The organism is Thioclava marina (assembly GCF_002020135.1).
GTDB lineage: Bacteria > Pseudomonadota > Alphaproteobacteria > Rhodobacterales > Rhodobacteraceae > Thioclava > Thioclava marina.
The window spans coordinates 95508-121195 of sequence record NZ_MPZS01000002.1 but is presented as its reverse complement, the minus strand read 5'-3'; the positions used below and the strand labels follow the sequence as shown (position 1 = coordinate 121195).

Below are 25688 nucleotides of genomic sequence, written 5' to 3'. Positions count from 1 at the left end.
TCGTCGCGGCATCAGGCCGCGTGTCGGGGGAGTGAACGTCTCACCAGGGCGTGTGTTCCCGTGCACCAGGCCGGTGAGCGAAAAACGGCAAAGGGGCGAACCCGCGGGCCCGCCCCTCGATCACTGTGAAAACCCTGGGTTTTCCATAGCTCAGTGGGTCTTCTTGACCGCCTTGAGCTTGTCGATGCCCAGCATCTTCATCGCCGTCTTTTCGTAGAAGGGCTCCGAGGTGCCCTTGCGCAGCTTGCGCATGAAGTATTTCTCGAAGCCGATCTTGGCGAGGTGGACCCATTTGCCTTGGCTCGACCAGTTCACGTTGCGCGGCGGGAGCTGCGGCTGAGCGACGAAAGCGATGCCCGAGTCGCCGAAATCGGCCAGACAGATCGCGTTCCAGGTGCCGGTTTCGTCGGGCTCCTTGTCGCGGAGGATATTGCCGATGTTATGCGCCGTCGCGGTGACCATCGATTCAATCATGAAACCGGTCTTCGGAACGCCGACCGGCACCGGGGTCGGACCCATGGGCGGAATGGCGATGCCGACACCGATGCCGAAGACATTCGGGTATTTCGGGTTGCGCTGGTGCTTGTCGACGATGACGAAGCCGCGCGGGTTCACGAGGCCCTCGATGCCCATCACGGCCGGGATGCCACGGAAGGGGGGCAGCATCATCGAGTATTTGAACGGCATCTCGTGGGTCGCCTTGACCGAACCGTCATCGGCGATTTCCTCGACATGCATCACGCCGTCCTCGACCTTCTTCACGCGGCTCGAGACCATCCACTTCATGTGCTTCTCGCGCATCGCGGATTCGAGCAGACCCTTGGTGTCGCCGACGCCGTCGAGGCCGAGATGGCCGACATAGGGTTCAGAGGTCACGAAGGTGATCGGAACCTGATCGCGGATCTTGGCGCGACGCAGCGCAGTGTCGAGGATGAAGGCGAACTCGTAGGCGGGGCCGAAGCAGGATGCGCCCTGCACGGCGCCCACGATGATCGGGCCGGGGTTTTCGCAGAAACGCTTGAACGCGGTGCCGGCATCTTCGGCGTGATCGACATGGCAGACCGAATGGGTGAACCCGTCCGGGCCCAGACCCTCGATCTCGTCGAAAGCCAGTTCCGGGCCGGTGGCGAGCACGATGTAATCGTAGGAAATCTCGCGGCCATCCTCGAGTTCGACCTTGTTGTCATCGGGATGAAGACGCTTTGCGGCGACGGGGACGAAGTTGATGTTCTTCTTCTTCATCGTCGGTTCGAGATCGACGGTGATGTCCTTGCGGTCACGCCAGCCGACGGCAACCCAAGGGTTCGAGGGCACGAAGTGATACTTCGGGTCCTTGGTGATGACGGTGATTTCGTCTTCCTTGCGGATCTGGTCACGCAATTCATAAGCCATGATGGCGCCACCAAGACCTGCGCCAAGCACCACGATATGTGCCATTTCTCTTCCTCCCGTTCCCCGGTTGTCAATTTCTATTGACTCATTCGTTAGATGCAAATGTTTGAATGTGTCAAGCGGACCGGCCCTGCAATTCTTGCGCCTAATTCTCCTTTGGGACAAGTCTGACGGTAACGTGAAGCGAACACCTTCGGCTGAAACAATGTGAAAAGGGCCGGCTCCGGGCCGGCCCTTCAGGGTTTTGTCTCCGTCTTGCGGATTATTTCGGCGGCTCGGCGGTGATGCCTTCGACGTAGAAGGTCATCGAGTGGAGCAGCTCGTCGGTCGCCATTTCGCCATCGGCGAGGAAGGCGGACCCGTCCTGCTTCTTGAGCGGGCCGGTGAAGGGGTGCACCTTGCCCGAGGCGATATCTTCCTTGAGCTGAAGGGCCTCGGCCTTGACCTCGGCGGGAACCGCGTCCGAGATCTCGCCGATCTCGACCATCCCGGTATCGATGCCGCCCCAGGTCGCCTGCGAGGCCCAGGCACCGTCCATCATCGCGCCCGCGCGCTTGACGTAATAGGGCGCCCAGTTGTCGATGGTCGAGGACACGCGCGGCATCGGCGCAAAGGAGGACATGTCGGAGGCCTGACCGAAGGTGATGACGTTGCCCGCTTCCTGAGCTTTCGCCTGCGGTGCGGTCGAGTCGGTATGCTGGAGCAGCACGTCCACGCCATCGGCGATGAGGGCTGCGGCCGCGTCGGCCTCTTTCGCCGGGTCGAACCAGGTGTAGGCCCAGACGACTTTCATCTCGACATCGGGGTTGACCTTCTTCGCGGCGAGATAGGCCGCGTTGATGCCCTGGTAGACCTCGGGGATCGGGAAGGAGGCGATGTAGCCGATCTTGTTGGTCTTGGTCATGCGACCGCCGATCGTGCCCTGAATGGCGCGGCCCTGGAAGAACTTCGCGTCATAGATCGCGACATTGTCGGAGAGCTTGTAGCCGGTGGCGTGCTCGAATTTCACATCCGGGAATTTCTTCGCCACGTTCATCACGGCGTCCATGAAGCCGAACGAGGTCGCGAAGATCAGCTTGTTGCCTTCCAGCGCGAGCTGGGTAAGGGCGCGCTCGGCGTCGGGGCCTTCGGGAACGTTCTCGATGAAGGAGGTCTGGACCTTGTCGCCATAGGCGGCTTCGATCGCCTGACGGCCCTGATCGTGCTGGTAGGACCAGCCCATGTCGCCCACGGGGCCGACATAGATGAAGCCGATCTTCAGCGGCTCGTCGGCGGCGAATGCGGGCAGGCTGCCCGCACCCGCGACGATGGCTGTCGCGGCGGTGGTTTTCAGAAAGGATCTGCGGTTCATCGCGTAACTCCCAGGTTGTTGCGCCCTCTTGCGGGGGCTTGGATGGATGCCTCAGCTCGAGGCATGGAAGGATTTGCCAAGGCTGGCAGGGGCTGCCTGCACGCCGTGGCGGTGAATGGCCGAGAGGATCACCAGAACGACGATGGTGATCACGTAGGGCGCCATGGAGAGGATGTGAACGGGGATCGCGTAACCCGCAGCCTGAAGCTGGAGCTGGAGCGCCGTGATGCCGCCGAAGAGATAGGCGCCGAGCAGCACCCGCCACGGCCGCCAGCTCGCGAAGACGACGATGGCGAGCGCGATCCAGCCCGCGCCAGCCGTCATGCCTTCGGTCCATTGCGGAACGCGCACGAGGCTGAGATAGGCGCCGCCCAGCCCCGCCAGCGCGCCTCCGAAAGCGAGCGCAGCGAAGCGCACCGCCACGACCCGGTAGCCGAGTGCGTGGGCGGCGTCGTGGCTTTCGCCGACCGCGCGCAGGATCAGGCCCGCGCGGGTCGAGCGCAGCACATACCAGACCACCGCCACGAGGATGAGCGAGAGATAGACCATCCAGTCATGCGAAAAGAGGATGCGCCCGAGCACGGGAATATCCGAGAGCGGACCGAAATCAATCTTTGCGGTCGGCGGCGGGCGCACGCCCTCGTAGCCCTTGCCGATCAGCGCGCTCAGCCCCAGTCCGAACAGCGTCAGTGCAAGACCGGTCGCGACCTGGTTCGAGAGCAGCTTCTGCGTGAGGAAGGCGAAAAGCGTCGCCATCAGCGCGCCCGCTACCGCACCCATCGCAAAGCCCAGCACCGGATTGCCGGTAGCGACGGCTGCGGCAAAACCCGCGACCGCGCCCATGATCATCATGCCCTCGACGCCAAGGTTGAGCACGCCCGATTTCTCGGCCACCAGCTCGCCCGTGGCGGCCAGAAGGACGGGGGTCGAGGCCCCCATCAGCGTCGCCGTCAGGCTGACGATGTCGATTCCACCGACGATCATGCGCCGCCTCCCTGTTGCCAGATCAGAACCGGTCCCCAGACCGCATAGCCGCAGCCGAGCCCCGCCACCAGCCCGCCGATTGCGGCATATCGTTCGCGCCCGCGTAGGCGGGGCAGGTGGGCCTCTTCCTCATCGGGACGTGCGCCCATCCGGTAGACCAGCGCCCGCGACGCCCGCAGCGCGGTTTCGAAGACCAGCAGCAGAACGATCCCCATCAGCACCACCGCCCAGATCACGTCGAGCAGCGCGAGCAGGTAATAAATCCCGAGCCCGAGCAGCAGCCCCGCAAGGGCGATCACCGGCAGATGGAGCGAAGGCAACCTCATGCGCCAGCCCTCCCGAAACGGATGTGGAAGTTGGTCAGCACATCGAAGGCCAGCAGGAAGAACAGCAACATCCCCTGGAAGACCTGGATCGCCGCCGAGGGCAAGCCAAGTACAAGCTGCGCCATGTCGCCCCCGATATAGGTCAGCGCCATCAAGAGCCCCGCAAGCAGGATGCCGATCGGGTGGAGGCGGCCGAGGAAGGCCACGATGATCGCGGTGAAACCGTATCCCACGTTGAAACTGTCGGTGATCTGGCCGGAGGGGCCGGAGACCTCGAACATCCCTGCCAGCCCCGCGAAAGCGCCGCCGAGGCCAAGACAGAAGATCACGAGCCGCGCCGGGATCACGCCCGCGAAGCGCGCCGCCCGCGGGGCCTCGCCTGCGACTCGGATCCGGAAGCCGGTGATGTGGCGATGCATCAAAATGTATGTTGCGATCACGGCAACAAGCGCGGTGACCACGCCCCAGTGAACGCCCGTGCCCGCGAAGAGCTCCGCGTTATAGGCCGAGGGGTAGTCCTGCAGGTTGCGCGAGCCGGGAAACCCGTAGCCTTCGGGGTTCTTGAGCGGGCCGAAAGACATGTAGGCCAGCAGGTTTTCTGCCACGTAAACCAGCATCAGCGACACGAGGATCTCGGAGGTGCCGAACACCACCTTCAAGAGCGCCGGGATCATCGCCCAGAGCAAACCACCGAGCGCGCCGAGCACGATCATGGCGGGGAAAAGCCAATGGCTTTCAGTGGGATACATCTTCAGCGCGAGCCATGCGGAGAAAAGCGCCCCCATGATATATTGCCCTTCGGCCCCGATGTTCCAGATCCCGGCCCGGAAACCGATCGCGAGACCGGCGGCGATCAGGATCAACGGTCCTGCCTTGACCAGCAACTGCCCCCTGAAATAGCCGGCGTTGGCACCAAAGAGCGGATCCCAGAAGATCACGCGGATCGCCTCGACCGGGTGTTTGCCCAGCACGGCAAAGAGAATACCCCCTGCAATCATTGTTGCGATGACGGCGACAATCGGGGTCGCGTAGGTCCAGAGTTTCGACGGGGTCGGGCGACGGACGAGGGTGATCATGCCGTGGCCTCCTGCATCCCGTGCGCGCCACCCAGCATCAGGCCGATCTCCTCGATGGTGAGACCTTGCGTCGGGCGCGGTGCGCTGAGTTTGCCCTCGTTGAGCGCGGCGAAATTGTCGGCGATCTCCATCAGTTCGTCGAGATCCTGACTGATCGCAATGACCGCCGCGCCCTTGGCCGCCAGATCGAGCAGGGCCTGCCGGATCGCGGCGGCAGCCGCCGCGTCGACACCCCAGGTCGGCTGGTTGACGATCAGGACGGCCGGATTTTGCAGAACTTCGCGGCCGATCACGTATTTTTGCAGGTTCCCGCCCGACAGCGCGCGGGCCGCGACATGGGAACCGGGCGTGCGCACGTCGAAGGCGGCAATGATCTCGTCGGCGAAACGCTTGGCGGCCGCCTGATCGACGAAACCGTTCTTCGTCAGCGGTTTGCGCATCGTGCCCGTCAGGATCGCATTCTCGATCAGGCTCATCGCCGGGACGGCGGCATGGCCAAGCCGTTCTTCGGGGGCCGCGAGCAGCCCCATCGCGCGGCGGCCATTGGGCCCAAGCGAGGAGATGTCCTTGCCCATCAGCGTCACCGTGCCGGGAATGGAGGGTTTCTCCCCCGACAGCGTGGCCAGCAATTCTTCCTGCCCGTTCCCGGCAACCCCGCCGATCCCGAGCACTTCGCCGGCATGCAGCTCGAAGCCGACATCCTTCAGCGCGGGACCGAATTGCGACATCGGCGGCAGCGAGAGACCGGTGGCCTTGAGTACGACCTCACCGAAACTGCGCTCGGCGCGATCGGTCACCTTCAGCTCGGCGCCGACCATCATCTCGGCCAGCTCGCGCGCGGTTTTCTCGCGCGGGTTGCACGAGCCCACGACCTTGCCGCCGCGCAGGATGGTGGCGCCTTCGCAAAGCGCCCGGATTTCCTCGAGCTTGTGCGAGATATAGAGGATCGCGGTGCCCTCGGAGGAGAGCTTGCGCAGGGTGTGGAAGAGGATATCGACCTCCTGCGGTGTCAACACCGAGGTCGGCTCGTCCATGATCAGGAGTTTCGGATCCTGCAACAGGCAGCGCACGATCTCGACGCGCTGACGCTCACCCGCGGAGAGATCGCCGACGAGGCGGGCCGGATCAAGCGGGAGGCCGTAAGCCTTGGAAATCTCGCGGATCTTTCCCGAAAGCTGGCGCATCGGTGGCGGATTCTCCATGCCGAGCGCGACATTTTCGGCCACGTTGAGCGCCTCGAAGAGAGAGAAATGCTGAAACACCATCGCCACACCGGCGGTGCGCGCCGCACGTGGATCCGTCGGGGCATAAGGGGCGCCTGCGAAATGCATCGTGCCGGCATCGGGCTTCACCAGCCCGTAGATCATCTTCACCAGCGTTGATTTGCCCGCGCCGTTCTCGCCCAGAAGCGCGTGAACCTCGCCGGGACGCACGGAAAAGCCGACACCGTCATTTGCCACGACACCGGGATAGGCCTTGGTCAGCCCTTCGATCTTCAACAGCTCGCTCACCCGGCGCGCGTCCCTCTTTCTGTGGCAGCTTGCGCTGCGGTCAGCTCTTTCACTAGCCCGGTCGCGACCCCGAGGGCAATGGCCTGGGGGTGCTTGCCAAGGGTCGGATCGCCTATCGGGCAGGCAATGCGTGAAATTTGTGCGGCGGTGTGGCCAAGCATGCCCAGCCGTTTGCGAAACCTCACCCATTTCGAGGCCGAACCGATCAGCCCGAGCCCGGTGAAACCGTGGGTCAGCAGGCGGTGACAGAGCTCGAGATCGAGCGCATGGGAATAGGTGAGAATGAAATGGCGGGCATTGCTTGGGGCGAGCGGCACCAGATCGGCGGGGTTTTCCGCGATCAATGGCGTGACGCCCTCTGGAGTCGTTTCAGGGAAGCGCTCGACCCCACTATCGGCCCAGCTGATCGCGAGGCCGGGCAGGGGGGCGAGCGTGCTGACGAACGCTCGCCCGACATGACCCGCGCCCCAGATCCAGATGGGTGTCGCAGGGGCCGTAACACGCTCGATCAGCCAGTCGCCGATCAGCATCGGAGGTGTTTCCCCACGATCGCGGGCCCGCGAGAGCGCGCGCGTGAGGGCGAGCGGCGGATTGGTGGTGCGCCCAAGCGGACGGGCGTGCCAGTCGCCTGCGATCCGCGCGACGGAACTCGCATCGAAGGTTTCATAGGCCAACGTCACCGCCCCGCCGCAGCATTGCGCCATCGCTGGGCCGAGTGGAATTTTCTCGATCCCGGTCAATCCCTTGCGGGCTTTTTCGACCGCGGCGTATTCCAATGCTCCGCCGCCGATCGTGCCTTCGATCCGGTCAGGCCAGACGAGCATCGCGGCCCCTTCCTCGCGCGGGACAGACCCTTGCGCACGCGCCACCACGACCCGTGTGAACGCGCCGCGTTGGGCCATGCGGGCCAGATATGCCAAGTCGAGGCTCATGCATCACCCCTTGCGCGATGCACCGCCGCAAGCACTGCCTCGGGCGTCGCGGGCGCTTGCAGATCCGGCCAGTTCGGGCCACAGGATTTGCACGCATCCTCGAGCGCGAGGAAGACCGAGATCGCCAGCATGAAGGGCGGCTCGCCCACGGCTTTCGAGCGATAGATCGTCTCTTCCCGGTTCGGTTCGTCCCACAGATCGACATTGAAGATGCGCGGCCGGTCCGAACAGGCGGGGATCTTGTAGGTCGAGGGCGCATGTGTGCGCAGACGTCCCTTGTCGTCCCAGACCAGCTCCTCGGTTGTGAGCCAGCCCGCGCCCTGAACGTAGCCGCCCTCGATCTGCCCGATATCGAGCGCCGGGTTCAGTGAGGCCCCCGCGTCATGCAGGATATCGGTGCGCAGGATGCGGTTCTCGCCGGTCAGCGTGTCGATCACCACCTCGGTCACCGCCGCGCCATAGGCGAAGTAGAAGAACGGGTGCCCCTGGCCCTTGATCCGGTCCCAGCTGATCTTGGGGGTGGCGTAGAAACCGGTGGAGGAGAGCGAAATGCGCGACTCATGGGCCAGTTTCGCGAGCTTGGCGAAGGGCAGGGATTGGGCGCCCGCGCGGACCTCACCATTGCTGAATTCCACGTCCTCGGGCGCGCAGCCCACGCTCTCGGCAAAAAACGCAGCCAGCCGCGCCTTGATCGTCTCGCAGGCGGCCTTCACCGCCATGCCGTTCAGATCCGCCCCCGACGAGGCTGCAGTGGCCGAGGTGTTGGGCACCTTGTCGGTCGCGGTCGCGGTGATGCGCACATCCTCGTCGCTCACACCGAAGACCGAGGCCGCGACCTGACAGACCTTGCGGTGCAGGCCCTGACCCATCTCGGTCCCGCCGTGATTGAGCTGGATCGAGCCGTCGGAATAGACATGCACGAGCGCGCCCGCCTGATTGAGTTGGGTCAGCGTAAACGAGATCCCGAACTTCACCGGCGTCAGCGAGATCCCCCGCTTCAAGGTTGCATTATTACTATTCCAGACCGCAACTTGCACCTTCCGTGCCGCGAATTCGGCAGATTTCTGCAATTCCGCTGTCATCTCGGGCAGGAGGAAATCCTCGACCGGCTGACCATAATGCGTGCTCTGCCTGCCTTCGGGGTCGTAGTAATTCCTCTTGCGCAGATCGAGCGGGTCGAGCCCCATCGCGTGGGCCAGATGATCCAGCGCGACCTCGGTTGCGATCATCCCCTGCGGGCCGCCGAAGCCCCGAAAAGCGGTGGCGCTTTGGGTGTTGGTGCGCAGGCGGTGGCTCTCGATCCGGATATTGGGCAGGAAATAGGAGCTGTCGGCATGGAGCATTGCACGGTCGCAGACCGGAAGGCTCAGGTCCGGCGACCAGCCGCAGCGCGCCAGATGGGTGAACTCAGCGGCGACGATCTTTCCCTCGGCATCCGCGCCAAGCCGGTATTTGATTTTGAACTCATGGCGTTTGCCCGTGATCATCATGTCGTCGTCACGGTCGTAGCGCATCTTGCAGGGTCGACCCGTGGCGCGCGCCATCACGGCGCAGGCGATGGCGAGATGGTTGCCTTGGCTCTCCTTGCCGCCGAAGCCGCCGCCCATCCGGCGCATCTCGACGCGCACGTCATGCATCGCGCAGCCCAAGGCGTCGGCCACCTTGTGCTGGATCTCGGACGGGTGTTGCGACGAGCAGCGGATCACCATGCCCTGATCGTCGGGCTGGGCCATCGCCGCCTGACCTTCGAGGTAGAAATGCTCCTGCCCGCCCATGTCGAAACTGCCTTCGACGATGTGCTCGGCTTTGGCAAAACCCTCCTCGGTATCGCCGCGCGCCCAGGTGACGGGGCCGCCCTCGAAATGGCTCTTTGCCTCCAGAGCGTCTTCGACAGTCAGGATCGCGGGACGCGGGGCATAGTCGATCTTGGCGAGACGCGCCGCCTTGCGCGCGGCAAGGTGGCTGGTCGCGGCGACCACGAAAATCGGCTGGCCGACAAACTTCACGACGCCCTCGGCCAGAACCGGTTCGGGCTCGGGCGCGGGGGAGGCATTGTTGGCGAAGGGCATGTCTTCGGCGGTCATCACCGCGATGACGCCAGGGGCTGTGCGCACGGCACTCAGATCGAGCGCGGTGATCTCGGCATGGGCCTCTGTCGAAAGCCCGAAGGCGAGGTGCAGCGTGGTCGCGGGGCAGGGGATGTCATCGACATAGCGCGCGGCACCGGTGACGTGAAGTTGTGCCGAATCATGGGGTTTTGGGGTTCCGACACTCATGGCTGAACCTCCAGGATCGAAAGCTCGCCTTGGGCCTCGCGGAGATACCGGAGCAGCAACGCTTTCGCGGCCTCCATCCGGTAGGCATCCGAGGCGCGCATATCGGTGAGCGGGGTGAAATCCTGTTCCAGCGCGGGCAGGGCGGCCATGATCGCCTCTTCGGTGAAGGGCTGGCCGTCAAGCGCGGCCTCAAGTGCCGCAGCGCGTTTCGGAGTGCCCGCCATGCCCCCGAAGGCGATACGCGGGGCCGTGATCGTCCCGCCATTGCGCGGGATGTTCAGCGCGCCACAGACGGCGGAGATGTCCTGATCGAAGCGTTTCGAGAGCTTGTAGCAGGCGAGATCGGGCGCGGATTTCGGGATCGTGACGCTTTCGACGAACTCGCTGGGCGTGCGGTCCTGTTTGCCGTAGTCGAGGAAGAAGGCCTCGAGCGGGATCGTGCGGCGGGTGTCGCCCTTGCGCAGGGTCAGCTCTGCCCCCATCGCGATCAGCGCGGGCGGGCTGTCGCCAATTGGCGAGCCGTTCGCGATATTCCCGCCGATGGTCGCGGCTTGCCGGACCTGTTCGGAGGCGAAGCGACGCAGGAGTTCCGCGAAGGCGGGATGGGGATCGGCCATGGCTTCGCGCAAGGCGGCAATGGTAACGCCAGCGCCGACGATATAGCTGTCCTCGGTTTCCTCGATCACCTGCAAGTCCTTGCAGTTGTTCAGGAAGGCGACCGTTTTGAGTTCGCGGAGCTGTTTCGTGACCCACAGGCCGACATCGGTGGCGCCTGCGATCAAGGTGGCCTCGGGATGGGCGAGATACCACTCGGCGAGTTCGTCCGAGCCGGTCGGCAGGAAGGGGGGCTGTCGGCCCCCCTCTGGTCCTGCGGACCATTCACCCCCCGAGGATATTTCATGCAGTTGGATGGGGGTGTCGCGCATCCAATTCGGCACGGGTGCGGCTTCGGCGGCTTTCGCGGCGCGGATGATCGGGGCGTAGCCGGTGCAGCGGCAGAGATTTCCGGCGAGCAGATCGTCGTGATCGGTGCGCCCGTTCAGATGGCCCGCGGCCATCGAGGCGATGAAGCCCGGCGTGCAGAAGCCGCATTGCGAGCCGTGATGGTCGATCATCGCCTGCTGGACGGGGTGGAGCGCGCCATCGGGGTCTCCGATCCCCTCAACGGTGCGCAGGGCGCGACCGTGCAGATGGGGCATCATCATCAGGCAGGCATTGAGCGGCTTGGCGCCGCTATCATCCGTCACGATCACCGAACAGGCGCCGCAATCGCCCTCGTTGCAGCCCTCTTTCGTGCCGGTCAGCCCCTCGGCGCGCAGCCAGTCGAGCACGGATTGCGTCGGGTCGCTCACCTCGACACGGCGGGTTTCTCCGTTGAGAAGAAACGTGATTTCCATACGAAAATTCCGCCGCGTTACCACCATTGTCCCTGTCGTCCCGCTCGATGCGGCGTAGAACGGGACCGGGCCAGCAAACCCGATGCGGATGGGGATTGGCAAGGGATTCGCAGAGGCACCCCGCCTGAAACTTGATCTGGTGATCAATTTTTGGGCGGGTGTCTGCCGGAACACGCGGGCGAGACGTCGCGAGAGGCTGGCGCGGACCTGCGCGCGGCGCTAGCTTGGCGCCATGACCAGCCCCCGATTCATTCATCTGCGCGTCCATACCGAGTATTCGCTCCTCGAAGGCGCCGTGCCCGCGAAGAAACTTGTGAAGATGTGCGAGGCGGCGGGGATGCCTGCCGTGGCCGTCACCGATACGAATAACATGTTCGCGGCGCTGGAATTTTCCGTCACCGCGATCGGGGCCGGGTTGCAGCCGATCATCGGCTGTCAGGTCTCGCTGGAATACGATCCCGCGAAACCGGGCGAGAAGCCGCGTCTGCCCGCGCCGGTCGTGCTGCTGGCGCAGACGGAGCGCGGATACGAGAACCTGATGAAGCTGAACTCGTGCCTCTATCTCGACAAGCACGGGGCGCAGGTGCAGGTGACGATCGAGGAGTTGGAGCGCTATTCCGAGGGGCTGATCTGTCTGTCGGGTGGGCCCGACGGGCCGGTCGGGCGGCTCATTCGCAACGGGGGGAAGGACCGCGCGAAGGCGCTGTTGCAGAAGCTCGCCGGGATCTATCCCAACCGGCTCTATGTCGAGTTGCAGCGCCACCCGGGCGAGGGCGGCGCACTGACCGAGGCGGAAGTGGCGACCGAGCGCCCCTTCGTCGAATGGGCCTACGAGATGGGTCTGCCGCTGGTCGCGACCAATGACGTCTATTTCCCGAAGACCGAGATGTATGAGGCCCATGACGCGATGATCTGTATCGCGGAAGGCGCCTATGTCGATCAGATCGAGCCTCGCCGCCGTCTGACCCCGCAGCATTATTTCAAGTCCGAAGGTGAGATGGTCGCGCTTTTCGCCGACCTGCCCGAGGCGATCGAGAACACGGTCGAGATCGCGAAACGCTGCGCCTTCGCCGCCTACAAGCGCGCGCCGATCCTGCCGAAATTCGCCGATGACGAGGTGGAGGAACTGCGCCGTCAGGCCTGGGACGGGTTGCGCGCGCGTCTCGACGTGATCCCGCATGCCGCCCCGGTTGAAGAGTATGAGAAACGCCTGCAATTCGAGCTCGACATCATCGAGCAGATGGGCTTCCCGGGCTACTTCCTGATTGTTGCGGACTTCATCAAATGGGCCAAGGATCACGATATTCCGGTCGGGCCGGGGCGGGGCTCGGGCGCGGGCTCGCTGGTCGCCTATGCGCTCACCATCACCGACCTTGATCCGCTGCGCTATTCGCTGCTGTTCGAACGTTTCCTCAACCCCGAACGTGTCTCGATGCCGGACTTCGACATCGACTTCTGCATGGATCGCCGCGAGGAGGTGATCCAATACGTTCAGAAGAAATACGGCCGCGAGAAGGTGGGGCAGATCATCACTTTCGGTGCGCTTCTGTCCAAGGCTGCCGTGCGCGATGTGGGCCGCGTGCTGCAGATGAGCTATGGCCATGTCGACAAGCTCTCGAAAATGATCCCGGTCGAGGGGGTGAAGCCCGTCTCGATCGAAAAGGCGCTGGCCGACGAGCCGCGCCTGCGCGAGGCCGCGAAGAACGAAGAAGTCGTGGCGCGGCTTCTCGATTATGCGAAGGCGATCGAGGGGCTCTTGCGCAATGCCTCGACCCACGCGGCGGGGGTGGTGATCGGCGACCGCCCGATCGACGAGTTGGTGCCGCTCTATCAGGATCCGCGCTCGGACATGCCTGCGACCCAGTTCAACATGAAATGGGTCGAGCAGGCCGGTCTGGTGAAATTCGACTTCCTCGGCCTGAAAACGCTGACGGTGATCCAGTCGGCGATGAACCTGATCTTCAAGTCGGGCCGCCCGCTGCATGTCGATGCGGCAGGCAACACGCTTTACGAACCGGCGGAGGGCGCGGAGAACCTCATCAACGCGATCCCGCTCGATGACGAGAAGACCTACAAGCTCTATGCCGATGCGAAGACGGTCGCCGTGTTCCAGGTGGAATCGGAGGGCATGAAATCGGCGCTGCGCCAGATGAAGCCCACCTGTATCGAGGATATCGTGGCACTCGTGGCGCTTTACCGTCCCGGACCGATGGAGAACATCCCGACCTATTGCGAGGTGAAGAACGGGCTGCGTGACATCACCTCGGTCCATCCGACCATCGACCATATCCTTGAAGAGACGCAGGGCATCATCGTCTATCAGGAGCAGGTGATGCAGATCGCGCAGGTCATGGCGGGCTACTCGCTTGGCGGCGCGGACCTTCTCCGTCGCGCGATGGGTAAGAAGATCAAGGAGGCGATGGACGCCGAGCGCCCGAAATTCGAGGAGGGCGCTGCCAAGAACGGGGTCGACAAGAAGAAGGCCTCGGAGGTCTTCGACCTTCTGGAGAAATTCGCGAACTACGGCTTCAACAAATCCCACGCCGCGGCCTATGCGGTGGTGTCCTATTACACCGGCTGGCTGAAGGCGAACCACGCGGTCGAGTTCATGGGCGGGGTGATGAATTGCGATATTCATCTCACGGACAAGCTCGCCGTCTATGCCGATGAGGTGCAGAAGAAGCTCGGGATCGAGATCATTCCGCCTTGCGTGAACCGCTCGCTCGCGATGTTCGATGTGGTCGATCAGAAGCTGGTCTACGCGCTGGGCGCGCTGAAAAACGTGGGCGTCGAGGCGATGCAGATGATCGTCGAGGCGCGCGGCGACGAGCCCTTTGCGGACCTGTTCGACTTTGCCCGTCGGGTGGACATGAAGCGGGTGGGCAAGCGCCCGCTGGAGATGCTTGCGCGCGCCGGGGCTTTCGATCTGCTCGATCCGAACCGCAAGCGGGTGTTCGAATCGCTGGAATCGCTGATGGCATGGTCGGGCGCCGTGATCGAGGCGCGCGAGTCGGCGCAGGTCTCGCTCTTCGGTGAGGCGGGCGACGATCTGCCCCCGCCGCGTCTGGCCGATACCGACGACTGGCTTCCGGGCGAGCGTCTGGCCGAGGAACACAAGGCGATCGGCTTCTACCTCTCGGGCCACCCGATCGAGGATTACCTGCCCGCGCTCAAGCGCAAGAACGTGCTGAGCTGGGAAGAGGTGCAGGCCAAGGCCGTCGGCGGGCCCTTCGTCACCAAGATCGCGGGTGAGGTGGCTTCCGTGCGCGAGAAGAAATCGGCCAAGGGCAATCGCTTTGCCTTCGTCGCGCTCTCGGATGCGTCCGGTCCCTACGAGGTCGCCTTCTGGTCTGAGGCTTTGGAGGCCTGCCGCGACGTGCTGGAAACCGGCAACCTGCTGGTGCTGACGGTGAAAGTCGAAGTCGATGGCGAATCGGTGCGCATGGTCGCCAATGCCGCGCAGACCGTGGACAAGGCGACGGCGGATGCGGGTTCGTCGGGGCTTCTCGTTCATATCGACGACACGCAGGCTGTGGCCTCGGTCGCGAGCCTGCTCGACCGGGTCGCGCGCGAAGGCAAGGTGCAATCGCGCGGGCCCGTGAGTTTTATGGTCTACGATACCGAGCGCCAGTGCCGCTATCAGATCACAGCGCTGCGCGAGGCTCCGGTCAATGCGCAGGTGAAGGGCGCTTTGCGCAGCCTGCGCGGGGTGAGCGAGGTGCAGGAGGTCTGACCCTCATAGCCTCCGCGCGCTCCAGCCCAGCCGCAGCACGATCGCGGCCATCATCGCCAGCGCGAATTCGCCCCAGCGCAGCAGTGCGAGCCCTCTCAGACGATCTTGCGCGTTGACTGACTCGCGGATCGCGCTTTCGATCTGGGAGAGTTCCAGCCATCCGCTCGCGGCCAGCAATGCGGTGCACAGAAAACAGAGCCCGACCAACACCTGAGCCTGCCGCTGCACCCGCATCCGCCAGATCAGCGCGCTCAACAGGGGTAGGGCGAAGAAAATCTGCAAGATCAGCATGCCGCTGTCCTGCCAGGTCTCGAACCGCGTCACCACCGCGCGCAGATCGACCCCGCCGGGCCAGATCAACAGCGCGGCATAGACTAGCGCCTGCACGCTCACGAAGACCCCGACCAGCCCCCAGAGCGCGCTGACCATCACCAGTGCGGTGGTTTCTGATCGGACAGCGGGATTGTCCCACCGCCCTCGTATTCGCGCTCGGCCTCGCGCTCCATAAGAAGGCCGAGCTGGCGTTCCAGACGTTCGATCCGGCGGCCCTGTTCGACCACCACATCCGACAGTTCCTCCACCGTCTTGGTGAGATAGGCGATCTGTTCTTCCGCCCGTTCGATGCGATCTTGCATGAATCGTCCCTATCGCTTGCCGGGGCCAGCCCCTTGGGCTACACCCTCGCGCGAGATCAGATCAGGTGCAAGCCGATGGCCAAAGAGAAAAAACAGCCCCGTCCCAAGGCCGAGACCCCGAAGGGTTTTCGCGACTATTTCGGCGCGGAGGTGACCGAGCGGGCCGATATGCTGGCCAAGATCGCCGAAGTCTATCGCGCGCATGGCTTCGAGGCGCTGGAAACCTCGGCCATCGAGACGGTCGAGGCACTGGGCAAGTTTCTCCCCGATGTGGACCGCCCGAATGCGGGCGTCTTCGCCTGGCAGGAGGAAGATGACGGCAAGTGGCTGGCGCTGCGCTATGACATGACGGCGCCTCTGGCCCGTGTCGCCGCGCAATATCGCAACGATCTGCCCACGCCTTACCGCCGCTTCACCATGGGCCCGGTCTGGCGTAACGAAAAGCCCGGTCCGGGCCGGTTCCGCCAGTTCTACCAATGCGATGCCGATACCGTGGGCGCGCCCTCGGTGGCGGCTGACGCCGAGATCTGCGGGATGCTCTCGGATGCGCTGGAAGCGGTCGGCATTCCGCGCGGCGATTATGTGGTGCGGGTGAACAACCGCAAGGTTCTGAACGGGGTGATGGAAGTCGCGGGCGTGCTCGACCCGTCCGACCCGTCGAAGTTCGAAGAGGAACGCGGGATCGTCCTGCGCGCGATCGACAAGTTCGACAAGTTCGGCGAGGAGGGCGTGCGTCTTCTGATGGGCGCGGGTCGGATGGACGAGTCGGGCGATTTCACCAAGGGCGCGGGGCTGTCCGAGGCTCAGGCCGATACGGTCATGGGTTTCATGGAGGCCAAGCGCGACGACAACGCCGCCACCGTCGCCCGCCTGCGCGAACTGGTCGCCGGCTCGGCGCTCGGAGCGGAGGGCGTGGACGAACTTGAACAGATCGCCTCGCTGCTCGACGCGCAGGGCTACGGCCCCGACCGCATCGTCATCGACCCCTCGGTCGTGCGGGGCCTGGGCTATTACACCGGCCCGGTCTTCGAAGCCGAGCTGACCTTCGAGATCACCGACGAAAAGGGCCGACCGCGCCAGTTCGGCTCGGTCGCAGGCGGCGGACGCTATGACGACCTCGTCAAGCGCTTCACCGGCCAGGTCGTCCCGGCCACCGGCGTCTCGATCGGCGTCGACCGCCTGCTCGCCGCGCTGCGCGCGAAGGGCCGCATCGGGGGAGCCGCGCAAGGTCCGGTCGTGGTGACCGTGATGGATCGCGACCGCATGGCCGATTACATGGCACTCGCCTCGACGCTCCGCACCGCTGGCATCCGCGCCGAGGTCTATCTCGGCAACCCGAAGAACTTCGGCAACCAGCTCAAATACGCGGATAAACGTGAAAGCCCGGTCGCAATCATCCAGGGCTCGGACGAGGCGCAACGCGGCGTCGTCCAGATCAAGGACCTGATCCTCGGTGCGAAGATCGCTCAGGACGCGACGGTTGAGGAATGGAAATCCCAACCCGCGCAGTTCGAGGTTCCGACCGGCGAAATGGTTGCAAAAGTGCAAGAGATCCTTGCGCGCTACGAGGCCGAATAATGGCGGACAAGGCGCAGTCGCGGGCGCAGTCGGGCCGTCTGCTGGCACAATTCCTCGCCGCTGGCGCGGTTGAGGTCACCCCCGACATCCTGCAACCCGCCGAGGCGCTTCTCGACCTTTACGGCGAGGATATCCGCGCCCGCGCCTATGTCACCGCCGACCCGCTGCGCGGCGAGATGATGCTGCGCCCGGACTTCACCGTGCCGGTCGTGCAAGAACACATGGCCAATGGCGCCGAACCCGCGCGTTACGCCTATGCTGGTGAGGTTTTTCGCCGTCAGGACCATCGCGGACCGGCACGCTCGAACGAGTATTTCCAGGCCGGTTTCGAGATCTTCGACCGCGCCGACCCGGAAGCCGCCGACGCCGAGGTTTTCGCGCTCTTCTCCGGGCTGCTGTCCAAGCTCAAGCTCTCCGCCACGATCGGCGATATGGGCCTGCTGCGCGCCGCCGTCGATGGGCTCGACACGCTGCCCGAACGCAAGGCCGCTCTCGCCCGTCACATCTGGCGGCCCAAGCGGTTCCAGCACCTGCTCGCCCGCTATTCCGGTCAGATCGAGGTGCCCAAGGCCCGCGCCGATCTGCTGACCGGACAACGCTCCGGCGCGCCCTGGATCGGGCTGCGCTCGCGCGAGGAAATGGAGGCGCGGATCGCAGCGCTCGAAGCCGATGCGAAGGCCCCGCCGCTCGCCTCCGACGCGGTCGCTGCGCTCAACGCTCTGGCCGAACTGCGCTGCCCGGCCGTGGCTGCGCCCGCCGCCTTGCGCACACTCGCGATCCCGGCGCTCGAACCCGCCATCGCGCGGCTCGAACGCCGCCTGTCGGCGCTCGCTGCGAAAGGCATCGACCTCGCCACCCTGCAATTCGACGCCAGCCACGGCCGCTCGACGATGGAATATTACGACGGCTTCGTCTTCACCTTCACCGCCGCCGATCCCGACCTGCCCCCCGTGGCTTCGGGCGGGCGCTACGACGCGCTGACCCGGCAACTGGGGCAAGGGCGCGAGATCCCGGCCGTGGGCGGGGTGATCCGCGCGGGGCTGATGGCCGATCTGGAGGGAAAGGCATGATCAAGCTCGGTGTGCCCTCCAAGGGCCGTCTGATGGAGAAGACCTTCGACTGGTTCGCGCAAGCTGGCATCACGCTCAAGCGCACCGGCTCGGAGCGCGAATATGCAGGCGCGGTCGAAGGGGCCGAGGGCGTGCAGCTGGTGCTGCTTTCGGCGGGAGAAATCCCGCGCGAGCTGGCCGCAGGGCGCATCCATCTTGGCGTCACCGGCTCCGATCTCGTGCGCGAAAAGCTCGCCGATTGGGAAAGCCAGGTCGTCGATCTCGCGCCGATGGGCTTCGGCCATGCCGATCTGATCATCGCTGTGCCGGCTTGCTGGTCGGATGTCGACAGCCTCGAAGATCTCGACGCCGCCGCCCACCGCTTCCGCGCGACGCATGGCTTTCGCCTGCGCATCGCCACGAAATATCACCGGCTGGTGCGCGAGTTCCTGACGCGGCAGGGCGTCGCCGACTGGCAACTGGTCGACAGTCAGGGCGCGACCGAGGGCACGATCGCCAACCTCACCGCCGAGGCCGTGGCCGATATCACCTCGAGCGGCGAGACGCTGCGCGCCAACCACCTGAAGATCCTCTCCGACGGGCTGATCCACCAATCGCAGGCAACCCTGTTCGCCTCGCGCGCCGCCGACTGGTCCGGCCAGGAAACGCGCCTCGCGGATCTCGCACGGCAACTCGGACTCGACGCGCCCGCGCTCTGATCTTCCTCTTGGCCTAAATATCCCGGGGGCTCGCGTCAGCGAGCGGGGCAGCGCCCCTCGGCGTTCAATAGCCGCGCGAACGGTCGACCAGGTATAGGAACGGCTCACCGGCCTCGCCGCGCCGGATATTCTCGGCGATCACTTCCGAGGCGGTCTCGGCCCGGCTTTCGGCGGCGATATGGGGCGTGACCGTCACGTTGGGATGCGCCCAATAAGGGTGCTCCGGGGGCAGGGGCTCTGTGCGAAACACATCGAGCGTCGCATGACCGACTTGCCCGACCCCGAGCGCGGTCAACAGCGCATCGTCGTCAATCAGCGTGCCGCGCCCGGGGTTGATGATCCGCGCGCCTTTCGGCAACAGCGTCAGCGTCCGGGAATTCAGCAGATCGGTCGTCTCGGGCGTATCGGGCAGGATCGAGACGAGGATTTCGGCGCGCGACAGTGCCTCGCGCAGACCCTCTTCGCCGCTCAGACAGGTGATCCCCGCAATCTCCTTTGGCGTCCGGCTCCAGCCTGTCACGGCGAAGCCCAGCCCCGCCAGCGCCTCGGCGCAGGCCTTGCCCAAGGCCCCGAGCCCCAGCATCACAACCGAGCGGTTGCGCGCCAACGGTGGCACGCCCCCGTCATGGCGCCAGACCCCGTCTTGCTGCGCCAGTGTCGCATCTATTCCGAGGTGATAGCGCAGCACATGGCCGGTCACGTATTCGACCATGCCGCGTTCCAGCCCCTGATCGACCATCCGGCAGAGCGGCTGCGTCAGGGTGGTGTTGCCCACCACACGCTCGACCCCGGCCCAGAGGTTCAGCACGGCTTTCGCCTTGGTATAGGCGGTGAAATCCTGCACCGGGCCTTGCGGCGAATAGACGATGTAATCGACGGTTGAGGGATCGGCCTCGCCGGGTTGGACGATCTCGGCTTCGAGGCCGGTTGCGGCGATGGCGTCGCTCAGCGGCCCCTCGTAACGCGGCCAGTTCGAGGGTTTGTCGGCGAAAAGAACCCGGATCATCTTTGCCTCGGTCGGTGAATATGGGCGCTTTGGACCAGCCCGAAGGCGGCCAGAAGGATCATCATCGCGGTGCCACCGTAAGAGACAAGCGGCAAGGGCACGCCCACCACCGGCATCAGTCCCATCACCATCGCCATGTTGATCGCGAAGAAGAAGAAGAATGTCCCAGCCACCCCGAAACTGAGAAGCGAGGCGAAGCGGTCCTTCGTGGCCATTGCAGTATAGAGGGCGAAGCCGATGATCCCGGCATAGAGCATCAGCAGCGAGAAGGCACCGACGAAGCCGAACTCTTCGGCGAGCGTGGTGAAGATGAAATCGGTATGCTTCTCGGGCAGGAAGTTCAGGCGGCTCTGCGTGCCCTGCATGAAGCCGCGCCCCGACCAGCCGCCCGAGCCGAGCGCAATCTGCGCCTGCATGATGTTGTAGCCCGCACCGAGAGGGTCCGAGCCGGGATCGAGGAAGGTGTCGATCCGCTTGTACTGGTAGTCATGGAGCAGCTGATACTCGGTCCCGCGGCTCTCCATCACGCCGAAGACCAGCGCCACGACCAATGCCAGAACGGTCCCGAAATACCAAAGGCTCACCCCGGCCGCGAACATCACGAAAGCGCCGCCGAGCACCAGCATTACGGCGGTGCCGAGGTCGGGCTGGGCCAGCACGAGGAAGGTGGGCGTGAGAATGATCACGGCAGGGATGAACACCCATAGCGGGCGCGAGACCTTCTCGACCGGCAGCCAGTCGTAATAGGCTGCAAGCAGCATCACGAGGGTGATCTTCATCAGTTCGGAGGGCTGGATTCGCAACGGGCCGATCTCCAGCCAGCGCTGAGCGCCCATGCCGATCGCGCCAAAGAACTCGACCGCGACCAGCAACAGCAGGGCCACGAAATAGGCGGCCGCCGAGACGTTGCGCCAGAACCAGATCGGGACGAAGGCCACGGTGAACATCGCCACCATGCCGAGCGCGAAGCGTTTCATCTGCGGTTCGGCCCAGGTCCTGAGATTGCCGCCCGCCACCGAATAGAGCATCAGGAAGCCCGCGCAGGCGACTGCCGTCAGCAAGATGACCAGCGGCCAGTTCATGTAGAGGATCTTGCGCCATCCCACGGGGACGGTCTTGAGATTGCTCTCGAGATAGCTCATGCGCGTGACCTCGCCTGCGGCTTTTGCACCGTTTCCGGGTCGACCAGATTGAGCGAGTTGTTGAGGTCCTTCGCCTTGGCGCGAGCAGAGGACGGGTAGGCGTCATCCGGGGGCAGTCCGCCAGCCAGCGCAAAAAGAAGTACGTCGCGTGCAATCGGGGCTGCGGCGGTCGAGCCGCCCGAGCCGTGCTCGACCACGACCGAGACCGCGTAGCGCGGATTGTCGACTGGAGCAAAGGCCACGAACAGCGCGTGGTCGCGGCGGTTCCAGGGCAGCTGCTCGTTGCGGATCACGCCGCGCGCCCGTTCGGCCTTGGTGATGTTGCGCACCTGCGAGGTGCCGGTCTTGCCCGCCATCTTCCATTCGGTCATCGCGATGCGCGAACCGCGCGCGGTGCCGCGCGCGGAGTTCACCACCGCCGTCATGCCGCGGCGCACATCGGCGAGATGCTCTTTCGCGATGCCCAGATCGTCGCTCACCCGCACCGGCTGTTCGACCCCGTCGCGCGCCCGGATCAGCCGTGGTTCGACCTTCTTGCCGCTCGCGATGCGCGCCGCCATGATCGCGAGATGCATCGGCGAGGCAAGAACATAGCCCTGACCGATCGCGGCGTTCGCCGTGTCGCCGATCAGCCAGTCCTTGCCGTAACGCTCCTGCTTCCATTCCTTCGTGGGCGCCACGCCTTCCTTGACCGCCGACATCGGCAGGTCGGGCTTCACGCCGACACCCAGTCGGCGCGCCATATCGCTCATCTTGTCGATGCCGACGCGTTGCGAGAGTTCGTAGTAATAGACGTCGCAGGACTGCTCGAGGCTCTTGGTCATGTTCACATGGCCATGACCCGCGCCTTTCCAGCAGTGGAAACGGCGCCCCGCGATCTCGACATAGCCCGGGCACCAGACGGTCTCCTCGGGTGTCACCAGCCCGGCTTCGAGAGCGGCTAGCGCGGTGACCATCTTGTAGGTCGAGCCGGGCGGGTAAAGGCCCTGCACGGTTTTATCGGCCAACGGGCGGTGATCGTCCTGCGTCAGTCGGCGGTAATCGGAGACCGAAATTCCACGCACGAAGAGGTTCGGGTCGAACGAGGGGGCGGAGGCGCAGGCCAGCACATCGCCATTGGTCACGTCGATCACGACGGTCGCCGCCGATTCCTCTTCGAGCCGCTGCAAAGCGTAATTCTGCAGCCGGTAATCGATGGTGAGCTGGATATTCTCGCCCGGCTTGCCCGGCTCGCGCGACAGCTCGCGCATCTCGCGACCGGCCGAGTTCACCTCGACCCGGCGCTGGCCCGCTTCGCCGCGCAACACGTCCTCTTCCTTCGCCTCGATGCCGGATTTTCCAAGCTGGAATTTCGGGATCAGCAAGAGCGGATCGGGATCTTCCATCTTCGAGAGATCGAAATCCGAAACCGGGCCGACATAGCCGATCACATGGGCGAAATCGTCCTGGCGCGGATAGAGGCGCGAGAGGCCCACATCGGGGTTCACACCCGGCAGGGACGGGCCGTTGACAGCAACGCGCGAGAACTCGTCCCAGGTCAGGCGGTCGGCCACGGTCACCGGCGTCGTCGGCGGGCGGCGGCGAATGTCGTGCAGGATATCGGCCGCATCCGCATCGGTGATCGGGATCAGGCGGCGCAGCTCGGTCAGTGTCGCGTCGACATCGTCGGTATCCTCGCGGGTGATGGTGACGCGGTAATTCTGTTCGTTGCCCGCAAGCAGCACGCCGTTGCGGTCGAAGATCAAACCGCGCGCGGGCGGGATCAGGCGGATCTTCACCGAGTTGCCCTCGGCCAGTAGTCGATACTGATCGGCATCCTCGAGCTGCATCTTGCGCATGCGGGCCGCGAGGACGGCCATCACCGCAACCTGTGCGCCGCCCAGCATCAAGCCGCGGCGCGTGATGCGGCGAGTGCTTTCTTCCGTGTCTTTCGGGGATCGTCTCATGGCACCCCTCTCACAACCTGTGCCCGAAGGCATCGACCTCGCCCGGCGCGGCACGCCGAAGTCCGAAAGCGATCCGCGAGACCACCACGACAACCGGATAGGCCGCGAGCGTCATCAACATGCGGAACAGCTCCAGACCGAGAGCGGGCTGCTCGACCATCACGATCATCAGCATGAACCGCTTGAGCGACATCATAACCACCAGCAGCACCGCAACCAACGCCCATTCCAGCGCGAATGGCAGATCGCGCAACGCGTTCTCCCGGGCACGCAGGAATTCGGTCGCGCCGAGCACGATCAGGGTCCAGAGCCCGATCGGCCGCCAGAACAGGATATCCTCGAGCAGGAAAACGACAACGATCAGCAGTGCGGGAACGTATTCAGGGCGGCGCAGCACCCAAGCGAGCGTCAGCGCCAGCATCAGATCGGGGCCGGGAAGGGCGCCGGGCGTATGGCTCAGTGGCAGCAGACGCACGAAGATCAGCGCGATCCCGATGCCGATGAAGAGCGTGCGATAGCCAAGCCGGCGGCGGGTGAGCGGGTCGATCATTGACCTGCCCCCGTCGCGCCGTCCGTCGCTTCGGGGCCGTCGCCGGTTTCGATCGAGCCCTCGGCGGCCTCGGCGCGCGCCTTCTCGGCGGCTTCCTGTTCGATCAGTTCCGGATCCGGGGCGATCAGCCCGCCCGAGCTGTCGATGCGGTCCACCGGATAGGAGCGAAGCACGCGCAGGAAATCCAGGCGCTCGTAATCGGCCGAAAGTCGCACCCGCAGGCGCTTGCTGCGATCTTCGAACACTTCGCCCACCAAGAGACCAGCCGGGAAGACGCCGCCATCGCCCGAGGAGATCACCCGGTCGCCCGGACGCACACGGTCGGAATGCTCAAGGAAGTCGATCACCGGGTAGGGGGAGTTGTCGCCCGCGAGGATCGCGTTCTGGCCAGAGGCGGGGATGCTCACCGGGATCCGGCTCGAGGCATCGGTCAGCAACAGCACGCGCGATGTCGAGGCCCCCACGCCCGAGATCCGTCCCACGAGGCCCAGCCCGTCCATCGTGGCCCAGCCATCCACGATCCCGTCGCGCTTGCCGACATTCAGCAGCACCGATTTGCGAAACGGCGAGCCGCTATCGGCCAGCACTCGTCCCGAAACGGAGGTGAGCTTCGGATCAAGCCGCACCTTGTTCAGCGCGAGCAGCTTGGCGTTTTGCTGATCAAGCTGACCGGCCGTCTCGCGCCAGGCCTTCATTTTCTGGAGCTCGCGGCGAAGTTCTTGGTTTTGTTCGTAGATCCGGGAGTAGGACTGAAAACCCTCGATCATGTCGGTGATCTTGGTCACCGGCGCCATCGCCCAGTCGAAGCTTGGCACGAAGCGGTCGACGAGGGCCGAGCGCACGCGCTCCATCCGCGGGCTGTCGATGCGCCAGATCAGGAAGAATGTCAGAAGCAGCAACGCGAGAACCGCCACACCCAGACGGCGCAGCGGTCCGATATAGTCCTGATCGTCGCGGTTTCTGGCCAATTCCGTCTCCGGTCAGCTCTCTGGCCGGGCGTTGTGCGTTCCCGGGCCCAACTCAGCTGTCGTAATCAATCACGTGGCGAAGCTGTTTTTCGTATTCAAGCGCCTTGCCGGTGCCGAGCGCAACACAGTTGAGCGATTGATCGGCAATCGAGATCGACAGGCCGGTCTGCTCGCGCAGCGCCAGGTCCAGCTCGCCCAGAAGGGCGCCGCCGCCGGTCAGCATCACGCCGCGATCAACGATGTCTGCGGCCAGATCCGGGGGCGTGGTCTCGAGCGCCTGCATCACCGCGTCGCAGATCGACTGCACCGGTTCGGACAGCGCCTCGGCGACCTGCGCCTGAGTGATCTCGGTCTCTTTCGGCACGCCGTTCAGCAGGTCACGGCCGCGCACGTGAAGGCTCATGCCGCGCCCATCATCGGGCATACGCGCGGTGCCGATCGTGGTCTTGATCCGCTCGGCGGTGGATTCGCCCACCAGAAGGTTCTGGTTGCGGCGCAGATAGGAGATGATCGCCTCGTCCATGCGGTCGCCGCCCACGCGCACCGAGCGCGCATAGACGATATCGCCCAGCGAGAGAACGGCCACCTCGGTCGTGCCGCCGCCGATATCGACCACCATCGAGCCCGTGGGATCGGTGATCGGCATGCCCGCGCCGATGGCCGCCGCGATCGGTTCCGCGATCAGGCCGGCGCGACGGGCGCCTGCCGAGAGGACCGACTGGCGGATCGCACGTTTCTCGACCGGGGTCGCGCCATGGGGGACGCAGACGATGATCTTCGGCTTCGAGAAGGTCGAGCGCTTGTGCACCTTGCGGATGAAATGCTTGATCATTTCCTCGGCGCTGTCGAAATCGGCGATGACGCCGTCGCGCATCGGACGGATTGCTTCGATCGAGCCGGGGGTGCGGCCGAGCATCAGCTTGGCGTCCTCACCGACCGCGAGGACCTGCTTCTTGCCGTCCTTGACGTGATAGGCGACCACCGAGGGTTCGTTCAGCACGATGCCCTTGCCCTTCACGTAGACCAGCGTGTTCGCCGTCCCGAGGTCGATCGCCATGTCGGAAGAGAAGATCCCAGCTACCATTTGTCCGCCTGTCCCGTCGCAAAAGTCGTGAAA

At 64.7% G+C, this 25688-nt stretch carries 21 protein-coding genes; 4 read left to right on the top strand and 17 right to left on the bottom strand.

What is annotated here, in order from left to right; all coding sequences use genetic code 11:
• Nucleotides 1–150 precede the first annotated feature (150 nt).
• The 9 genes from BMG00_RS10785 to xdhA form a co-directional block, all read right to left on the bottom strand.
• Nucleotides 151–1437: an NAD(P)/FAD-dependent oxidoreductase gene (locus BMG00_RS10785; protein WP_078529811.1), complete on the bottom strand. Its 1287-nt coding sequence runs from the start codon at nucleotides 1435–1437 to the stop codon at nucleotides 151–153.
• 217 nt (nucleotides 1438–1654) lie between these two features.
• Complete coding sequence (locus BMG00_RS10780) at nucleotides 1655–2743, bottom strand: BMP family ABC transporter substrate-binding protein (RefSeq protein ID WP_078529810.1); 1089 nt, start codon at nucleotides 2741–2743, stop codon at nucleotides 1655–1657.
• Nucleotides 2744–2794: 51 nt separating this feature from the next.
• The gene (locus BMG00_RS10775; protein ID WP_078574351.1) at nucleotides 2795–3727 is read right to left on the bottom strand and encodes an ABC transporter permease; all 933 of its coding nucleotides are present in this window, start codon (nucleotides 3725–3727) and stop codon (nucleotides 2795–2797) included.
• The gene (locus tag BMG00_RS10770) at nucleotides 3724–4053 is read right to left on the bottom strand and encodes a hypothetical protein (protein ID WP_078574350.1); all 330 of its coding nucleotides are present in this window, start codon (nucleotides 4051–4053) and stop codon (nucleotides 3724–3726) included. The genes BMG00_RS10775 and BMG00_RS10770 overlap by 4 nt, the downstream gene beginning before the upstream one ends.
• Complete coding sequence (locus tag BMG00_RS10765) at nucleotides 4050–5129, bottom strand: ABC transporter permease (protein ID WP_078529807.1); 1080 nt, start codon at nucleotides 5127–5129, stop codon at nucleotides 4050–4052. Before BMG00_RS10765 ends, BMG00_RS10770 begins: the two co-directional genes overlap by 4 nt.
• On the bottom strand, nucleotides 5126–6640 hold the full coding sequence (locus BMG00_RS10760; RefSeq protein WP_078574349.1) for an ABC transporter ATP-binding protein: 1515 nt from the start codon (nucleotides 6638–6640) through the stop codon (nucleotides 5126–5128). Before BMG00_RS10760 ends, BMG00_RS10765 begins: the two co-directional genes overlap by 4 nt.
• On the bottom strand, nucleotides 6637–7572 hold the full coding sequence (xdhC, locus tag BMG00_RS10755; protein ID WP_078574348.1) for a xanthine dehydrogenase accessory protein XdhC: 936 nt from the start codon (nucleotides 7570–7572) through the stop codon (nucleotides 6637–6639). The genes BMG00_RS10760 and xdhC overlap by 4 nt, the downstream gene beginning before the upstream one ends.
• A complete protein-coding gene (gene xdhB / locus BMG00_RS10750; protein WP_078574347.1) occupies nucleotides 7569–9848 on the bottom strand; it encodes a xanthine dehydrogenase molybdopterin binding subunit in 2280 nt (759 codons plus the stop codon). The genes xdhC and xdhB overlap by 4 nt, the downstream gene beginning before the upstream one ends.
• A complete protein-coding gene (xdhA, locus tag BMG00_RS10745) occupies nucleotides 9845–11245 on the bottom strand; it encodes a xanthine dehydrogenase small subunit (RefSeq protein WP_078574346.1) in 1401 nt (466 codons plus the stop codon). Before xdhA ends, xdhB begins: the two co-directional genes overlap by 4 nt.
• Nucleotides 11246–11477: 232 nt before the next feature.
• Between xdhA and dnaE the strand changes: the two genes are divergently transcribed.
• Nucleotides 11478–14978, top strand: coding sequence for a DNA polymerase III subunit alpha (gene dnaE / locus BMG00_RS10740; RefSeq protein WP_078574345.1), 3501 nt, complete (start codon nucleotides 11478–11480; stop codon nucleotides 14976–14978).
• A 3-nt stretch (nucleotides 14979–14981) separates the two neighbouring features.
• Here dnaE and BMG00_RS10735 read toward each other — a convergent pair whose 3' ends face one another.
• Both BMG00_RS10735 and BMG00_RS10730 read right to left on the bottom strand, forming a co-directional pair.
• Nucleotides 14982–15410 (bottom strand): hypothetical protein, encoded by a 429-nt coding sequence (locus BMG00_RS10735; RefSeq protein ID WP_146642602.1) that lies wholly within the window; start codon nucleotides 15408–15410, stop codon nucleotides 14982–14984.
• Nucleotides 15407–15613 carry a SlyX family protein gene (locus tag BMG00_RS10730; RefSeq protein ID WP_078574343.1) on the bottom strand — a complete coding sequence of 69 codons (207 nt, stop codon included), beginning with the start codon at nucleotides 15611–15613 and terminating at the stop codon, nucleotides 15407–15409. Before BMG00_RS10730 ends, BMG00_RS10735 begins: the two co-directional genes overlap by 4 nt.
• 75 nt (nucleotides 15614–15688) lie before the next feature.
• Between BMG00_RS10730 and hisS the strand changes: the two genes are divergently transcribed.
• Genes hisS through hisG form a run of 3 tightly spaced genes read left to right on the top strand, consistent with a single transcriptional unit; the run spans nucleotide 15689 to nucleotide 18959 of the window.
• Nucleotides 15689–17191, top strand: a complete 1503-nt coding sequence (hisS, locus tag BMG00_RS10725) for a histidine--tRNA ligase (RefSeq protein WP_078574342.1) — start codon at nucleotides 15689–15691, stop codon at nucleotides 17189–17191.
• Nucleotides 17191–18261 carry an ATP phosphoribosyltransferase regulatory subunit gene (locus BMG00_RS10720; RefSeq protein ID WP_078574341.1) on the top strand — a complete coding sequence of 357 codons (1071 nt, stop codon included), beginning with the start codon at nucleotides 17191–17193 and terminating at the stop codon, nucleotides 18259–18261. The genes hisS and BMG00_RS10720 overlap by 1 nt, the downstream gene beginning before the upstream one ends.
• A complete protein-coding gene (gene hisG, locus BMG00_RS10715; RefSeq protein ID WP_078574340.1) occupies nucleotides 18258–18959 on the top strand; it encodes an ATP phosphoribosyltransferase in 702 nt (233 codons plus the stop codon). The genes BMG00_RS10720 and hisG overlap by 4 nt, the downstream gene beginning before the upstream one ends.
• Nucleotides 18960–19023: 64 nt before the next feature.
• On the opposite strand, the gene BMG00_RS10710 is transcribed toward hisG, so the two are convergent.
• From BMG00_RS10710 to BMG00_RS10685, 6 genes are read right to left on the bottom strand one after another with little or no spacing between them, the layout of a single operon-like run.
• Nucleotides 19024–19965, bottom strand: coding sequence for a 2-hydroxyacid dehydrogenase (locus BMG00_RS10710; protein ID WP_078574339.1), 942 nt, complete (start codon nucleotides 19963–19965; stop codon nucleotides 19024–19026).
• Nucleotides 19962–21107, bottom strand: coding sequence for a rod shape-determining protein RodA (gene rodA / locus BMG00_RS10705; protein WP_078529796.1), 1146 nt, complete (start codon nucleotides 21105–21107; stop codon nucleotides 19962–19964). The genes BMG00_RS10710 and rodA overlap by 4 nt, the downstream gene beginning before the upstream one ends.
• On the bottom strand, nucleotides 21104–23053 hold the full coding sequence (mrdA, locus tag BMG00_RS10700) for a penicillin-binding protein 2 (RefSeq protein WP_078529795.1): 1950 nt from the start codon (nucleotides 23051–23053) through the stop codon (nucleotides 21104–21106). Before mrdA ends, rodA begins: the two co-directional genes overlap by 4 nt.
• A 10-nt stretch (nucleotides 23054–23063) precedes the next feature.
• Nucleotides 23064–23603, bottom strand: coding sequence for a hypothetical protein (locus tag BMG00_RS10695; protein ID WP_078574338.1), 540 nt, complete (start codon nucleotides 23601–23603; stop codon nucleotides 23064–23066).
• Entirely contained in the window at nucleotides 23600–24571 is a 972-nt protein-coding gene (mreC, locus tag BMG00_RS10690; protein ID WP_078529793.1) for a rod shape-determining protein MreC, read from the bottom strand. The genes BMG00_RS10695 and mreC overlap by 4 nt, the downstream gene beginning before the upstream one ends.
• 52 nt (nucleotides 24572–24623) lie before the next feature.
• Nucleotides 24624–25655, bottom strand: coding sequence for a rod shape-determining protein (locus BMG00_RS10685; RefSeq protein ID WP_078529792.1), 1032 nt, complete (start codon nucleotides 25653–25655; stop codon nucleotides 24624–24626).
• Nucleotides 25656–25688 lie beyond the last annotated feature (33 nt).